This window comes from Enterobacter sp. N18-03635 (genome assembly GCF_004006055.1).
GTDB classification, from domain to species: Bacteria; Pseudomonadota; Gammaproteobacteria; order Enterobacterales; family Enterobacteriaceae; genus Enterobacter; species Enterobacter vonholyi.
In genome coordinates, this window is the sequence record NZ_CP034769.1 from 2,136,797 (window position 1) to 2,155,084 (window position 18,288).

The window sequence follows — 18,288 nt, forward strand, 5'->3', positions numbered from 1 at the left end:
ACGCGCAGTGTTGCGCAAAGTAAGACTGAAAATAATGGGTGTTTTTTCCCAGGGATAGCTACATCCATCTGGTGGACATATCCACAGGAATCCGTACACCTGCAAGGAGAAGAATATGAGTAACATAAAAGTTGTTGATGTCATCATTCGCAAAACGGCGGAGAAAACGAAATTAACCGGCGAAGGAAATCTGTCGGTCTCTATTTCATCCCCGAGCGTGATTGAAATCCAGGGTTCTGCTCAGGATGTGGTGCGCTATGTCCGCCAGGGTAAAGACCTCCTTATTTATATGAAAGATGGCAGCGTTATCCGCTGCAATAACTATTTTGTTGAAGATCCTGAAACGCATACTCAGTCAGAGCTGGTATTCAACGATCGTCAGGAACTGACGCATATTTCTTTTGCCGATGCCGGGGACGCGTCAGGCGCTGCGGTGACCGAGTTAACCGCACAGGCCACACCGATTAGCAGCATTCAACCTTTCCTTGAACAGGAAAGCGTATTAAGCGACGCGCCGTGGGGCTGGATTGCGGGAGCTGCATTAGGTGGCGGTGCCATCGGGGCGCTGCTGGCAAACGGCGGCGACGGCGAAACTAAGACAAAAGTTATTGATAATACGAAAGAGGTGGAAAGCGCCACGCCAACCTTCCTGCTGTCGGATAAAGCGGGTGACAAGCAGGGCGTGCTGAGCGCAAACGAGATCACGGACGACAGCAACCCAACCTTTAGCGGTACCGGTCAGCCGGGCGCGACCATCCAGGTTAAAGACAGCAGCGGCAGCACCATTGCGAGCACGATGGTCGGCAAAGACGGCACGTGGACGGTAATGTTACCGACCCAGACGGACGGGGAGCACACCTGGTCGGTCGTGCAGATCGACGGCAGTAAAACCACCTCTGCGGGCAGTATCACCGTGACGGTTTCAACCGCCGATGCCGCCATTACGCTTGCCACCACGGCGGGCGATAACGTGCTGAACGCCAGCGAACAATCCGCGGGCTTTACGGTTTCCGGAGCCAGCAAAAACCTGGCGCAGGGTACCTTACTTACCGTAACGCTGAACGGCAAAACCTACCCGGCTGAAGTCGGGGCAGACGGCGCGTGGAGCGTGAACGTGCCTGCAGCAGACGCGCAGGCGCTGGGCGACGGCACCTGGACGATTAACGTCAGCGGCAAAGACGCGGCGGGTAATACCGTGAGCGGCAGCCAGACGATCGGCGTGGATACCACCGCACCAACCCTCTCTGTCGATACCCTCGCGCAGGACAACATCATTAATGCGGCTGAGCACAATCAGCCGCTGACCCTGACCGGTAAAACGAATGCGGAAGCCGGTCAGATCGTCACGGTCACGCTGAACGGTAAAAACTATAACGCTACGGTGGGTAGCGACGGCACCTGGTCCGTCACGCTTGCAGCGAACGACGTGCAGGCGCTCAACGAGGGCAATCACACTCTGACGGTTAACGTTAGCGACAAAGCGGGCAACGGTACGTCCGTGACGGGAGATTTCACGGTTGATACCACCGCGCCGGTCGTCACTATTGATACCGTGGCGGGCGACGATACCCTCAATATCAGCGAGCAGGGGCAGGCGCAGATTATTTCCGGGCAGGCGAGCGGCGCGTCGGCAGGCGATGTGGTCACCGTGACCGTTGGCGGACAGTCCTTCACCGGCGTGGTGCTGGCGGACGGCAGCTGGAGCGTAGGCGTTCCGGCGTCCGTGCTGGGCGCGTTGGGAGAAGGTAACCATACAATTTCAGTTTCCGTGACCGACGCGGCAGGCAACACCGGCAGCGCCACGCACGATATTACGCTGAGCGGAAACCCGCCAGAATTTACGATTGACGCCATCAGCCAGGACAACGTGCTGAATGCTCAGGAGGCAATGCAGCCGCTGAGCCTCACCGGCACCAGCAACCTGCCTGACGGCAGCGCTATCACCGTGACGCTGAACAACGTCAGCTATCAGGCCACCGTTGAAAACGGTATCTGGGCGGTCCAGGTGCCGGTTTCCGACGTGCTGAATCTGGCGAACACCCTTTACACCGTTAGCGTCAGCGGTACCGACAGCGTGGGTAACAGCGGTTCTGCCGGGGCGACGCTGCTGGTGGATACCGTACTTCCGCAGGTCATTATCAACACCTTTGCGGGCGACAACCTGGTCAATAACGCCGAAGCGGGCGTCGATCAAACCCTCAGCGGTCGCGTTACCGGCGCGGCGGCGGGCGATACCGTATCTGTCACCGTGGGCGGCAAGAGCTACACCGCAACGGTTGGCAACGACCTGACCTGGAGCGTGAAAATTCCGTCAGCGGATCTTCAGGCCTTCGGCGACGGGGATTTAACCTTTACCGCGTCGGTGACCAACGGGCACGGCAATACCGGCACCGGCGAGCGCGATATCAATATCAATGCTGAACTGCCGGGCCTGCGCGTAAACACCATTTCCGGCGATGACGTCATCAACGCGATCGAACAGCAGCAGGATCTGAGCGTCACCGGCTCCAGCACCCATCTGGCTGCCGGCACGCAGATTACCGTTACCATCAACAACGTTGATTACGTTACCGCGGTTAACGCCAGCGGCAACTGGCAGATCGGCGTCCCGGCGGCGGACCTGCAGGCCTGGAGCGCGGGAGGCATCACGGTTAGCGTCAGCGCGGTAGATGCCTGGGGCAACACCGTTGCGGCTGAACACCCGATTGAACTGGATCTGAACGCCGTGGCGGTCACCATTGATACCGTCTCCGGCGACGACCTGCTGAATGCCGCAGAAAAAGGGGCCGATTTAACCCTTTCCGGCCAGACGCAGGGCGTGGAGGCGGGGCAGACCGTGGTGGTGAAATTCGCCGACCAGACCTTCACCGCGCAGGTGCAGCAGGACGGCTCCTGGAGCCTGACCGTGCCCGCCAGCGCCATGGAAACACTCATCGACGGGCGCGCGCAGGTGAGCGTCAGCGTCACTAACGTCAACGGCAACAGTGCCGACGCGTCGCGCGTGGTCACGGTGGATACGCAGCCACCGGCGATTACGCTCGATAACCTGACCGCCGATAACATCATCAACGCGGCTGAAGCGCAGCAGGATTTACTGTTAAGCGGTAGCAGCAGTGCGGAACCCGGCCAGACGGTTACCGTGACGCTGAACGGCAAAACGTATCAGACTACGGTCCAGACGGACGGTACCTGGCAGCTGAGCGTCCCGGCGGCAGACGTCGGTGCCCTCAACGATGGCATCGTTACCGTGACGGCCACCGTGAGCGACGTGGCGGGCAACACCAGCAGCGCCGACCGCGTGGGGCTGGTGGACGCGACCGTGCCGCAGGTGACCATCAACAGCTTTGTCACCGACACCAACACCGTTAACCAGCTCGCCCATTCACAGGCGCAGGTCCTGAGCGGCTCCGTCACCGGCGCGGCAGCGGGCGATTTGGTGACCATCACCATTAACAGCATCGATTACACCACCGTGGTGGATGCGGCGGGCAACTGGAGCCTTGGCCTGCCGGCGTCCGTCGTGCAGGGGCTGGCTGACGGCACCTGGACAGTTGACGTCTCCGTGACCGACAGATCCGGCAATACCGGAAGCAGTTCGCTGGATGTGGTGGTGAATACCGTGACGCCTGTCATCGGTATCAACACGCTGGCGGCGGACGACGTGATTAACGCGACCGAGAAAGGCGAAGATCTGCAGATTTCCGGCACCAGCAACCAGCCGGAAGGCACGACTATTACGGTGACCCTGAACGGCATTCAGTACACGGCCACCGCTGACGCCAGCGGCAACTGGAGCGTGACCGTACCGGCGGCAAACGTGCTGGCGCTGGGCGAAGCGAATTACACCGTGACGGCGAACGTCACCGATAGCGTAGGCAACAGCGCCTCAGCCTCACACGATGTGCTGGTAGACAGCTCGCTGCCGGTGGTGACGATTAACACGCTGGCGGGCGACAATATCGTTAACGCGGCGGAAGTGGCGGCAGGGCAAACCCTGTCCGGCAAAGTCACGAACGCGGCGCCAGGTGACACTGTCACGATTATCCTTGGCGGCCAGACATACACGGCTACCGTGCAGGACGATCTGACCTGGAGCCTGCCGTTAAGCGAGAGCCAGTTCACCGCGCTCGGCAACGGGGATCTCACCGTATCGGCCAGCGTCACCAACGCGCACGGCAATACCGGTTCCTCTTCGCTCGACTTCACCATCGACGCCCAGCTTCCGGGACTGCGTATTGATACGGTCGCAGGCGACGACGTGATCAACGTGATTGAACACGCGCAGAACCTGATTGTATCCGGAACCAGCACCGATCTGGCGGCGGGCAGCGCCGTGACCGTGACCATCAACGGCAAAGCCTATTCCGCAACGGTGCTGGCGGACGGCACCTGGCAGGCAGCGGTACCTGCAGCGGACGTGTCCCAGTGGGCGGATGGCTCGCTGGATATCAAGGCAAGCGCGCAGGATGCTTCTGGCAACCCGGTAACCATCGGGACCGTCGTGGACGTCGATCTCGCGCCGGTCGCCATCACCATCAACAGCGTGACCGACGACAACGTGCTTAACGCGGCGGAAAAAGGCCAGGATTTGGTGCTGTCCGGCACCACTTCCAGTGTTGAAGCGGGTCAGACCGTGACCATCACCTTCGCAGGGAAAACCTACACCACGACGGTGGATGGCAACGGCGACTGGACCTGGACCGTTCCGGCTGCCGATCTGAGCGGCCTGAAAGACGGCGACGCCAGCGTGCAGGTTAGCGTCACCAACGGCAACGGCAACGCCGCGTCTTCGGCGCAGGCATTCAGCGTCGACACCACCGCGCCGACGGTGACCATTAACGCCATCAGCGGCGATAACATGCTGAATGCGGCAGAGGCGGCGCAGGATCTGACCCTGAGCGGGACCTCTACTGCCGAAGCGGGCCAGACGGTCACCGTGACCTTCAACGGCAATCAATACAGCGCGCAGGTGCAGGCGGACGGCAGCTGGACGCTGGACGTGCCTGCGGCGGATCTGGCGGGCATCACCGACGGCAGTGCCGCGGTCACGGCATCCGTGTCCGATAAAGCAGGTAACCCGGCCAGCGCGGGCTCCTCGGTGCTGGTCGACACCACCGTACCGCAGATTTCATTCAACATCGTTGCGGGCGATGACATCATCAATATTGCCGAGCACGGCCAGGCGCTGATCGTCTCCGGTAAGGTGACGGGCGCGCAGGCGGGTGACGCGATCACCGTGACCCTGAATGGTAAAGATTACACCGCCATGCTGGATGCGTCCGGCAGCTGGAGCGTGGGCGTTCCGGCGGCGGACGTGGGCGCGCTGGTCAACGGTGAGCAGACGATTTCTGCGACCCTCACCGACAAAGCCGGTAACAGCACCACCGCGACGCACGAGTTTGACGTCTCCCTGACCGCGCCGGTCATTGCCATCAATACCCTGGCGGCTGACGACGTGATCAACGCGACAGAGAAAGGCCAGGATCTGCAGGTGTCCGGCACCAGCAACCAGCCGGAAGGAACCGCCATTACGGTGACGCTGAACGGCATCAGCTATACGGCCACCGCCGACGCGAGCGGGAACTGGAGCGTGACCGTTCCGGCGGCAAACGTCTCCGCGCTGGGCGAAGCGAGCTACGTGGTGACGGCGAGCGTAACCGACACCGCGGGCAACAGCGCGGGCACCGGTCACAGCGTGCTGGTCGACAGCGCGCTGCCGCAGGTCACCATCAACCCGGTCGCCACGGACGACGTTATTAACGCGGCGGAAGTGGCTGCCGGACAGACCCTGAGCGGGAAAGTGAGCGGCGCGGCGAGCGGTGACACTGTCACCGTTACCATCGGCGGCAATACTTATACGGCGACGGTTCAGGACGATCTGAGCTGGTCGGTCAACGTGCCGTCCACGGTCTTAACCGCCATCGGGAACGGCGATCTGACCGTGTCAGCCAGCGTCACCAACGGCCACGGCAACACCGGAACCGGCGAGCGCGAAATCGTGATAGACGCTAACCTGCCTGGCCTGCGCGTCGACACCGTGGCGGGCGACGATGTGATCAACAGCATCGAGCACGCGCAAAACCTGATTATCACCGGTTCCAGCGAAGGCCTGGCAGCGGGCGAGGCGTTAACGGTGACCGTCAATGGTAAAACCTACGCCGCAACCGTGCTGGCGGACGGGACCTGGACGGCGGCCATTCCGGCGGCAGACGTCAGCGCGCTGAATGCGGGCACGGTCACCGTGACCGTGGACGGCCAGAGCGCGGCGGGCAATCCGGTTTCCATCAGCCATGACGTGAAGGTGGATCTGGCGGCAGTCGCCATCAGCATTAACCCGATTGCCTCTGACGACGTGATTAACGCGGAGGAGAAAGGCGCGGACCTGGTGCTGTCCGGCTCGACCTCCAACGTGGAAGAAAACCAGACCGTCACCATCACCTTCGGCGGCAAGTCGTACACCGCGACGGTCGATGCCGACGGCAACTGGACGGCTACCGTGCCGTCTGCCGATTTGGGCAGCCTGAAGGACGGCGATGCCAGCGTGCAGGTGAGCGTCACCAACGTGAACGGCAACAGCGCGTCTGCGGGCCGCGAGTACAGCGTGGACGCGACCGCGCCGACGGTGTCTATCGAGATCGTCAGCGACAACAACATCATCAATGCGGCCGAAGCGCAGCAGGATCTGGTGATTAACGGCGTCACCAACGCCGAAGCGGGTCAGACCGTCACCGTGACCCTGAACGGCGTGGACTACACCACCACCGTTGAGGCTAACGGCAGCTGGAGCGTGACCGTACCGTCCGCCGATCTGGGCGCGATTGCCGACGGGAACTACACCGTCAGCGCCGCCGTATCGGATAAAGCGGGCAACCCGGCCTCCGCGGATCGCGACGTGCTGGTTGATACCACCGTTCCACAGCTGACCATTCACACCGTTTCCGACGACGACGTGATCAACAGCGCCGAGCATGCGCAGGCCCTGATTGTCACCGGTTCCGTGACCGGCGCGGCGGCGGGCGATGTGGTCACCGTCACCCTCAACGGCAAATCGTACACCGCCACTCTCGACGCCACCGGCAACTGGAGCGTTGGCGTGCCTGCGGCGGACGTAACCGCGCTGGCCGCCGGGGATTACACCATCACCGCGGCGCTGACCGATAAAGCCGGCAACAGCAACAGCGCCACGCACGGCGTAGAGGTGAACCTGACCGCGCCGGGGCTGACCATTGACACCGTTTCCGGTGACGATGTAATCAACAATACTGAGAAAACCCAGGATCTGACCCTCTCCGGTACGGCTTCCGGCCTGGCGGCAGGCGCGGTGGTGACCGTGATGCTCAACGGCAAAGCGTACAGTGCGCAAGTGGACGATAACGGAAAATGGACCACCACCGTTCCGGCGAGCGAAGTCGGTCAGCTGGGCGAGGCGCTTTACACCGTCACCGCCTCGGCGACGGACGGCGTCGGTAACAGCTCCAGCGCGTCGCACACCGTGAACGTGGAGTCCGTTCTGCCGGGCGTGATCGTTAACACCATTGCGGGCGACGACGTCATTAACGCGGCGGAGCTGGCAGCCGGCCAGACCATCAGCGGTAAGGTGGTGAATGCCGAAGCGGGCAACACCGTGACCGTGACCATTGGCGGTAACATCTACACCGCAACGGTGCAGAGCGATCTCACCTGGTCCGTCGATGTGCCTGAATCTGTTCTGACGGCGCTGGGCAACGGCGATTTGACGGTGTCAGCCAGCGTGACCAACGGCGTCGGCAACAGCGGATCCGCTGAGCGCGATATCACGATCGACGCTAACCTGCCGGGCCTGCGCGTGGATACCGTGGCGGGTGACGACGTGATCAACAGCATCGAACACGGGCAGAACCTGATTATCACCGGTTCCAGCGACGGGCTGATGGCAGGCGCGGCGCTGACCGTGACCGTAAACGGCAAAACCTATCCGGCGACCGTGCTGGCGGACGGCACCTGGAGCGCGGCGATCCCGGCCGCGGACGTCGGCGCATTGAGTGCTGGCACGGTTACCGTGACCGTTGCGGGCCAGAGCAGCGCCGGTAACCCGGTTTCCATCAGCCACGATGTAACGGTGGATCTGGCGAGCGTTGCCATCAGCATTGACGCCATCGCCACCGATGACGTGATTAACGCGACCGAGAAGGGCGCGGATCTGGTGCTCTCAGGCACTACCTCAAACGTCGAAGAAAACCAGACCGTCACCATCACCTTCGGCGGCAAGAGCTACACCGCGACCGTAGGCGCCGACGGCAAGTGGACGACCACGGTGCCAGCGGCCGATCTGGCGGGTCTGAAAGACGGCGACGCCAGCGTGCAGGTGAGCGTCACCAACGTCAACGGCAACAGCGCCTCGGCGGGCCGCGAGTACAGCGTGGATGCGACCGCACCGTCCGTGACCATCAATACCCTGGCGACGGACGACATTCTCAATGCCACCGAAGCGAAGAGCGATCTGACGATTTCCGGCACCAGCACCGCCGAAGCGGGCCAGACGGTCACCGTATCGCTGAACGGCAAAGACTACACCACAACCGTCAGCGCGGACGGCAGCTGGACGCTGAACGTTCCGGCGGCCGATCTGGCAGGATTAACCGACGGCAGCGTCACCGTTACCGCATCAGTCAGCGACAAGGCGGGTAACCCGGCGTCCGTGGATCACAACCTGGCGGTAGATATCACCGTCCCGGCGGTGACCATCAATACCGTGGCGGGCGATGACGTGATTAACATCGCAGAACACGGCCAGGCGCAAATCATCAGCGGCACCGCCACCGGCGCGGCTGCGGGCGATAAGGTCACCGTCACCATCGGCGGCCAGACGTACACCACCGTGCTGGACGCGGCGGGGAACTGGAGCGTGGGCGTCCCGGCGAACGTGATTTCCGGCCTCAGCGACGGCACTGTGACCGTCACCGCGTCGGTTACCGACTCGGCGGGCAACACCGGTACCGGCAGCCATAACGTGACCGTCGATACCGGTCTGCCTTCGGTCAGCTTCAACGCCATCAGCGGCGATAACGTGCTGAACGCGGTGGAGAAAGGTCAGGACCTGAGCGTCAGCGGCACCAGCGCCAACCTGGCGGAAGGCACCGTGGTGACCGTGACCCTGAACGGCAAAAACTACACGGCCACGACGGCGGCAGACGGCACCTGGAGCCTGACCGTTCCGGCGGCGGATCTGGCGGGTCTGGGCCAGGCCAACTACACCCTGAACGCAAGCGCCACCAACGGCGTGGGCAACAGCGTGAGCAACACCGCGAACCTGCTGGTGGACACCGCGCTGCCAACGGTCACCATCAACACCGTGGCGGGCGATAACGTCATTAACGCGGCTGAAGTGGCGGCAGGCCAGACCCTGAGCGGCACCGTGGCGAATGCCGAAGCGGGCAACACCGTGACGGTGACAATTGGGGGCAACAGCTACACAGCGACGGTGCAGAGCGATCTGACCTGGTCCGTCAACGTGCCGTCTGACGTACTGACCGCGCTGGGTAACGGCAGCTTGAGCGTAACGGCGACCGTCACCAACGGCCACGGCAACACCGGTACCGGTGAGCGCGAAATCGCTATCGACGCTAACCTGCCGGGCCTGCGCGTCGATACCGTGGCGGGCGACAACGTGGTCAACAGCATCGAACACACTCAAAACCTGATCGTCAGCGGATCCAGCGACGGGCTGGCGCCGGGCACGGCGCTGACCGTCACCATCAACGGCAAAGACTATGCGGCCACGGTGCTGGCGGACGGCACCTGGAGTGCGGCTGTTCCGTCTACCGACGTGAGCGCGTGGCCGGAAGGCACCGTCAAAATCAGCGTGACCGGCGACAGCTCAGCGGGTAACCCGATTACCATCAGCCACGATGTGACGGTAGATCTGGCGACCGTTGCCATCAGCATCAATGCGATTGCGACCGACGACGTGATTAACGCGGCGGAGAAGGGCGCGGATCTGGTGCTGTCCGGTGCGACCACCAACGTGGAAGCCGGGCAGACCGTGACCATCACCCTGAACGGCAAAATCTACACCACCACGGTGGACGACAGCGGCAGCTGGACCTGGACCGTACCGTCTGCGGATCTGGCTGGCCTGAAGGACGGCGATGCCAGCGTGCAGGTGAGCGTCACCAACGTCAACGGCAACAGCGCCTCGGCGGGACGTGAGTACAGCGTGGATGCCACCGCGCCGACCGTCACGATTAACACCCTGGCGACGGACGACATTCTGAATGCCGCCGAAGCGAAGAGCGATCTGACCGTGTCCGGTACCAGCTCTGCAGAAGCTGGCCAGACGGTGACCGTGTCGCTGAACGGCAAAGACTACACCACAACCGTCAGCGCGGACGGCAGCTGGACGCTCAACGTCCCGGCGGCCGATGTTGCGGCCCTGACGGACGGCAGCGTGACCGTTACCGCATCGGTAAGCGACAAGGCGGGCAACCCGGCGTCGGTTGATCACACTCTGACGGTGGACGTCACCGTTCCTGCGGTGACCATCAATACCGTGGCGGGCGACGATGTCATTAACCTCGCAGAACACAGCCAGGCGCACATCATCAGCGGCACCGCCACCGGCGCGGCTGCGGGCGATAAGGTCACCGTCACCATCGGCGGCCAGACGTACAGCACCGTGCTGGACGCGGCGGGGAACTGGAGCGTGGGCGTCCCGGCGAGCGTGATTTCCGGCCTCAGCGACGGCACCGTGACCGTCACGGCGTCGGTTACCGACGCGGCGGGCAACACCGGTAGCGGCAGCCATAACGTGACCGTCGATACCGGCCTGCCGTCCGTGGCCTTCAACGCCATCAGCGGCGATAACGTGCTGAACGCGGTGGAGAAAGGTCAGGACCTGAGCGTCAGCGGCACCAGCGCCAACCTGGCGGAAGGTACCGTGGTGACCGTGACCCTGAACGGTAAAAACTACGCGGCCACGACGGCGGCAGACGGCACCTGGAGCCTGACCGTTCCGGCAGCGGATCTGGCGGGTCTGGGCGAAGCGAATTACACCCTGAGCGCGAGCGCCACCAACGGCGTGGGCAACAGCGTGAGCAACACCGCGAACCTGCTGGTGGATACCGCGCTGCCGACCGTCACCATCAACACCGTGGCGGGCGATAACGTCATCAACGCGGCGGAAGTGGCCGCGGGCCAGACCCTGAGCGGCACCGTGGCGAATGCCGAAGCGGGCAACACCGTGACGGTGACAATTGGGGGCAACACCTACACCGCGACGGTGCAGAGCGATCTGACCTGGTCCGTGAACGTGCCGGAGTCCGTCCTGACGGCGCTGGGCAACGGTGACCTGACCGTGTCAGCCACCGTCACCAACGGCCATGGCAACACCGGGACCGGCGAGCGCGAAATCGTTATCGACGCCAGCCTGCCGGGCCTGCGCGTTGATACCGTGGCGGGCGACGATGTGATCAATAGCATCGAACATACTCAAAACCTGATCGTCTCCGGCACCAGCGACGGGCTGGCGGCAGGCACAACGCTCACCGTGACCGTCAATGGCAAAACCTATGCGGCCTCCGTGCTGGCAGACGGTTCCTGGAGCGCGGCGATCCCGGCGGCAGACGTCGCGGCCTTCGCAGCAGGTACGGTCACCGTGACCGTTGCAGGCCAGAGCGCGGTGGGTAACCCGGTGACCATCAGCCATGACGTGACCGTCGACCTGGCGTCGGTGGCTATCAGCATCGATGCGATTGCCACCGACGACGTGATTAACGCGGCGGAAAAAGGCGCGGATCTGGTGCTCTCCGGCAGCACCTCGAACGTGGAGGAAAACCAGACCGTTACTGTTACCTTTGGCGGCAAGACGTACACCGCGAAGGTGGACGCCGACGGTAACTGGACGGCCACCGTGCCGTCTGCGGATCTCGCGGGCCTGAAGGACGGCGATGCCAGCGTACAGGTGAGCGTCACCAACGCGCACGGCAACAGCGCGTCGGCGGGGCGTGAGTACAGCGTGGACGCGACTGCGCCAACCGTGACCATTGATACGGTTGCAGGCGATAACGTGATTAACGCCAGCGAAGCGGCTGCGGGCGTTGCCATTTCCGGCACCACTACGGCAGAGGTCGGTCAGACGGTCACCGTGACGCTGGGCGGTAAGAGCTATACCGCGCAGGTGCAGCAGGGCGGCATCTGGAGCGTTAACGTTCCGGGCAGCGACCTCTCCACGCTGGCGGATAACGGCTACAACGTGCAGGCGAGCGTGAGCGACGCCGCGGGTAACCCGGGCAGCGCGGGCAAAACAATTACGCTTGATACCACGCCGCCGACCGTCAGCTTTAACGTTGTCGCGGGCGATGACGTGATTAACAGCGTGGAGCACGGCCAGGCGCAGATCGTCAGCGGGTCGGCAACCGGCGCGAACGTCGGGGATAAAGTAGTTATCACCCTCGGTTCGCACCAGTACACCACCACCGTTGACGCCAGCGGCAACTGGAGCGTGGGCGTTCCGGCCAGCGTGATTTCCGCCCTGACCGACGGCACCGTGACCCTCAGCGCAACCATTACCGACAGCGCGGGTAACAGCAGCACCCAGACCCATAACGTGGTGGTCAACACCGCCTCCGTGGCGCTGACGGTGAACACCGTTAGCGGTGACGACGTCATCAACGCGGCTGAAGCCGGTTCGTCACTGGTGATTAACGGCTCCAGCGCGCAGTTCGCCAGCGGGACCCAGGTCACCGTGACCCTGAACGGCAAGAGCTATACGGCCACCATTCAGAGCGACGGCACCTGGACGACTACCGTACCGGTTGCAGACGTCAGCGCCCTGGCCGATGGCGCCAGCTATCAGGTGTCCGTATCGGCACAGGACAGCGCGGGCAACAGCGCCTCCGCAACGCATACTATCAGCGTGGATACCACTGCGCCGGTGGTGAGCATTGGGACGCTGTCGGTTGACGACATGCTGAACGCCGCGGAAGCGCAGCAGCCGCTGACCGTGCACGGTTCTTCCAGCGCGGAGGCGGGTCAGACCGTTACCGTGACGCTGGGCGGCAAAACCTATACTGCGCTTGTCGGCAGCGACGGCACCTGGACGCTCGACGTGCCGGCGGCCGATCTGGCTGCCCTTAGCCAGGGCGAGCTGACGGTCACCGCCTCGGTCAACGACAAAGCCGGTAACAACGGCCAGACCACGCACACCTTAACGGTAGACACCGTTGCGCCAACCGTGACCATCAGCACCGTGGCCGATGACGATATCGTCAACAACGCGGAGCAGCTGGCGGGCCAGACGATCCGTGGTACGACCACGGCGGAACAGGGCCAGACGGTGACCGTCTCCTTCAACGGGCACAGCTATCAGGCGACCGTCGGGGCGGACGGATCGTGGTCGGTCTTCGTGCCGGGCCGTGATTTCCTCGGCCTGAGCGACGGGGAGTACACCATCACCGCTTCGGTGAACGATAAGGCGGGCAACCCGGGCAGCGCAACGCACGGCGTGACGCTGAACGGCGATGTCCCAACCATCACCATCAACACCTTTGCGCAGGACGATATCGTCAACGCCGCCGAGCACGGCACGCCGCTGGTCATCAGCGGTACCACCGACGCGCCTGCAGGCCAGAAGGTGACCATCACGCTGAACGGTAAAACCTATGCGGCTACCGTCCAGAATGATGGCACCTGGAGCTACACGGTGGGCAGCGCTGACGTGACCGCGCTGGCAGACGGCGGCTCGTACGTCATCAACGCGCAGGTGAGCAACACCATCGGCAACAGCGCCAGCGATAACCATACCGTCACGGTGGATCTCACCGCGCCGTCGATGGGGATAAGTATTGATTCGCTGCAAAACGATACCGGCCTGAGCGCAACGGATTTCATCACCAACGACAGCCAGGTCGTCGTCAACGGCTCGCTGACCGCGCAGCTCGGCAATAACGAGAAGGCGCAGATCAGCCTCGACGGCGGCGTCACCTGGATTGACCTGACCGTGACCGGCACCACCTGGCGCTACGCCGATGGCCGCACCCTGACGGACGGTACGTATCAGTACCAGGTGCGGGTGATTGATAACGCGGGCAACGTGGGGGCAACGGACAGCCAGGACGTGGTGATTGATCTGACGAAGCCTGCGGCAACCACCATTACCGTGGATTCCATTACGCAGGATACAGGCCTGTCCGGCAGCGACTTTATCACCAGCGACAACCAGATCAGCCTTAAAGGCACGCTGGGCGCGGCGCTGGGCAGCGGCGACCACGCGCAGATCAGCCTTGACGGCGGCGTCACCTGGACCGACGTCAGCGTCAGCGGCCTGAGCTGGACGTACGTCGATGGCCGCACGCTGGCCGACGGAGATTACAACTACCAGCTGCGCGTGATTGACGATGCGGGCAACATCAGCGCCACCGCCTCTCAGGTGGTGACCATTGATACCGTTGCGCCGGACGCCAGCAAAACGATCGCCATCGACAGCATCAGCGACGATACCGGCCTGAGCAGCAGCGACTTTATCACTCGCGACACGTCCCTGACGCTGCACGGCTCGCTCGGCGCGACGCTGGCCGACGGCGAATACGCGCAGATCAGCATCGACGGCGGCGTCACCTGGCAGAACGTGATTGTCACCGGCAACAGCTGGTACTACGTGGACGGCCGCACGCTGGGTAACCAGACCTATGACTACTACGTTCGCGTGGTGGATGCGGCCGGTAACGTGGGCGCCAGCGCCCATCAGCAGGTGACCGTCGATACGGTCGCCCCGGATGCGGCGATTACGGTGACCGTGGATAACATCACCGTGGATACCGGCTTCGACAATAACGACTTCCTGACCAGTTCGACCTCGTACACGCTGCACGGAACGCTCGGCGCAGAACTCGGCGCGGGTGAATTCGTGCAGGTGAGCATGGACGGCGGCAGCACCTGGGTATACGCCACCGTGAGCGGCACGCAGTGGAGCTACAGCGACACGCGTACTCTGACCGACGGCAGCCATAACTATCAGGTACGGGTCGTCGATCTGGCGGGGAACGTTGGGGCAACCACCTCGCAGGCGGTGACGGTGGATACCCAGGCGCCGCAGTACGGCGTCACCATCGACAGCATCAGCGAAGATACCGGCCAGTCCGGCAGTGATTTCATCACCATGGACACCACGCTGACCATTAACGGTTCGCTGGGCAGCGCGCTGGCAAGCGACGAGCGCGTCCAGATCAGCCTGGACGGCGGGAATACGTGGCTCGATACCACGGTCACCAACCAGCGCTGGAGCTACACCGATACCCGCGATCTGCCTGACGGCGACTACACCTACCAGGTGCGGATTATCGACCAGGCGGGCAACGTGGGTTCGACCGCGTCTCAGGTCGTCACGGTAGACACCACGCCGCCGACCACGGTCGGTACGGTCGTGAGCTACACCGACGGCGAAGGCGAGCGTCAGGGCACCTTTGGCAGCGCGGTGGCAACGGACGATAACTCGCCGCTGATCAACGGGACGCTGAACCGTGCCCCGGATGACGGCGAGATCGTGCAGCTCTACCGTGACGGGGTTCTGCTCGGCCAGGTGACCATGAACGGCAGCGCGAGCTGGTCCTTCCAGGACAACGGCCTGAGCGACGGGAATCACACCTATATCGTGCGCGTCACCGACAGGGCCGGTAACTACACGGAATCCGACGGCTTTGTGCTGAACGTCGATACCAGCATCCCGACCACCACGGCGGCGATCACCGCGCAGACCACGTCGGACACTACGCCGATCGTCACCGGTACCGTCTCCGCTGACCTGGTGAACGGTGAATATCTGGTGGTGACGGTGAACGGCAAAACCTACACCTCCCAGACCGGCGGTGCGGTGGTGGTCGACCCGGCTCACAACACCTGGTATCTGCAGATCCCGGACGGCGATGCGCTGAGCGTGGCGAGCTACAGCGTGACCGCGCAGGTGAAGAGCAGCGCGGGTAACGGCAATACCACGGGTACGGCGACCGGCAGCCTGGTGATTGATACCACCTCGGTGAATACCGACTGGGCAACTACGGCGGGGAACAGCAACAACTCCACCATGACCCTCGGCATGAACAGCAGCGGTCTGTGGAATATCATCGCTAACGGTCAGTCATACTCCAGCAGCGATAGCTCGACCTATGCCGGCAATACGCTGACCAACACCCGTAACTACTACGTGGTGAGCCAGACCGCCGCCGACTTTGACCGTAACGGCACGCAGGACATTTTCGCGACGGAAAATACCTACGCCGGTTCAACGCAGGTGATGTGGACCTACGATGGCAGCACCTATAACGCCAGCCAGCTGGCAATGGGTACTACCATCTGGTACGGCGGCGTGATTGCGTACGATAAAACCGGCGATGGCTATCTGGATCTGGCCTACGGTGACTCCGGCGCGGACTCCATTACGTACCTGATCAACAAGAACGGCGTACTGTCGCCGGATGGGACCAATGGCGGAGCAGGTTTCTGGGGGCAATTCACCACCATGCGTGAAATCTCCGGCGTCGACCTGAACAACGACGGCACGGTAGATATTGTCCAGCACACCAACCGCAGCGGCGCGTACTCGTTAACCGTGATCAACAACAACGGTAACGGCACGCTCTCCATCGGTCAGAACCTGACGAACGTGTTTGTGGCAAACGCCTCGAATACCACCACGGCGGCATCCATGACGTGGGCGGACTTCAACGGCGATGGCTACATGGATCTGTACCTGGGCAGCAGCTACAACAACAACGGCGGGGTGATCTACTACAACGACGGTACCGGAAAGCTCTCGGCCACCAAGAGCGCGGTAGAAGCCTCTAACGCAGCGGCGGGCTATTTGTCTGTGGCGGTGGACTGGAACGGCGACGGACAGATGGACATCGTCAAGCTCAGCACCTACGGCGGCTCGCAGACGGCGACCCTGTTCACCAACAACGGTTACGGCTCTACCTGGACCTCAAGCCAGCTGGCTTCAGGCCTGGCGAACGTCACCGGCGTGGCGGCTGTGGACTACAACTGGGACGGCGCGCAGGACCTGCTGGTTTCTCAGCAGAACGGCAAGGTGGTGCTGGTGCAAAACAGCAAAACCATTGCTGACGGCACCGCGATGCATCTGCACATTGTCGACAGCGAGGGCATCAACGCCTACTACGGCAACACGGTCAATCTGTACAACGCCGCGGGCGTGCTGGTGGCCTCGCAGATCATCAACGCCCAGTCCGGTATCGGTTCGAACGATACCTCTGCGCTGGTGAGCTTCTACGGGCTGGATCCGAATGAAACCTATTCGGCTGAGATCCTGAAGATCACCAACGGCGTGTCGGATAACGTCACCTGGAGCGGTCTGGAAGCGGGCAACGGCAAAGAGGGCTACGTTCTGACAGCCGAAGCGGCCACCGGTGGCCACAGCGGGACTATCACCGGGACCGGGTATAACGACACCTTTATCGCGGAAAACGGCACCTATACCTACAACGGTTCCGGCGGCTGGAATACCCATTCCGACTATGACACCTGGAGCAACACCGGTGGGATGGACGTGGTGGATTACCGCAATGCGACCTCCGGCGTAACCGTTGACCTGCGCCTCTCAACCGCGCAGGACACCGGGTTCGGCACCACGCGTCTGCTGAACATTGAAGGGATTAACGGTTCGGATTTCGACGACGTCATCACCGGCAACAGCGGTGATAACCAGTTCGAAGGTCGCGGCGGAAATGACACCTTCAACATCGGCAGCGGCGGTCACGATACGTTGCTCTACAAGCTGATCAACGCCTCGGATGCAACGGGCGGTAACGGCCACGACGTGGTGAACGGCTTTACGGTCGGGACCTGGGAAGGGACAGCGGACACGGATCGTATTGACCTGCGCGATCTGCTCTCCGGCAGCGGCTATACCGGCACGGGCTCGGCGAGCTATGTGAACGGCGTGGCCACGCTGGACAGCAGCGCGGGCAATATCAGCGATTACATCCGCGTGGTGCAGAACGGCAGCAATACCGAGATCCAGGTTGACCTGGACGGTACGGGCGGCCAGTTCTCGCCGACCACTCTGGTGACCCTGAACGGCGTGCAGACGGATCTGGCGACGCTGCTGGCGAACCATCAGCTGTTAATTGCGTAAAACAACGCCGCGGGGAGCGATCCCCGCGGCCTTTTGGCATTTCTTTACACGAATAGTCATAACCCTATATTTCACAAGATTATTTTGCGGGCTTGTTTAAAGAGCGTTCGATTTTTAATCACCCCGTAAAGGTATCATTTCAGGGCGAAATTATCGCCCTGGACAGG

The 18,288-nt window shown here is 62.5% G+C and carries 1 protein-coding gene; it reads left to right on the forward strand.

Annotated features, from left to right (window positions below):
• Window positions 1–115 precede the first annotated feature (115 nt).
• Entirely contained in the window at window positions 116–18,121 is an 18,006-nt protein-coding gene (locus ELK40_RS10980) for an Ig-like domain-containing protein (RefSeq protein ID WP_127730774.1), read from the forward strand.
• The last annotated feature ends 167 nt before the right edge of the window (window positions 18,122–18,288 follow it).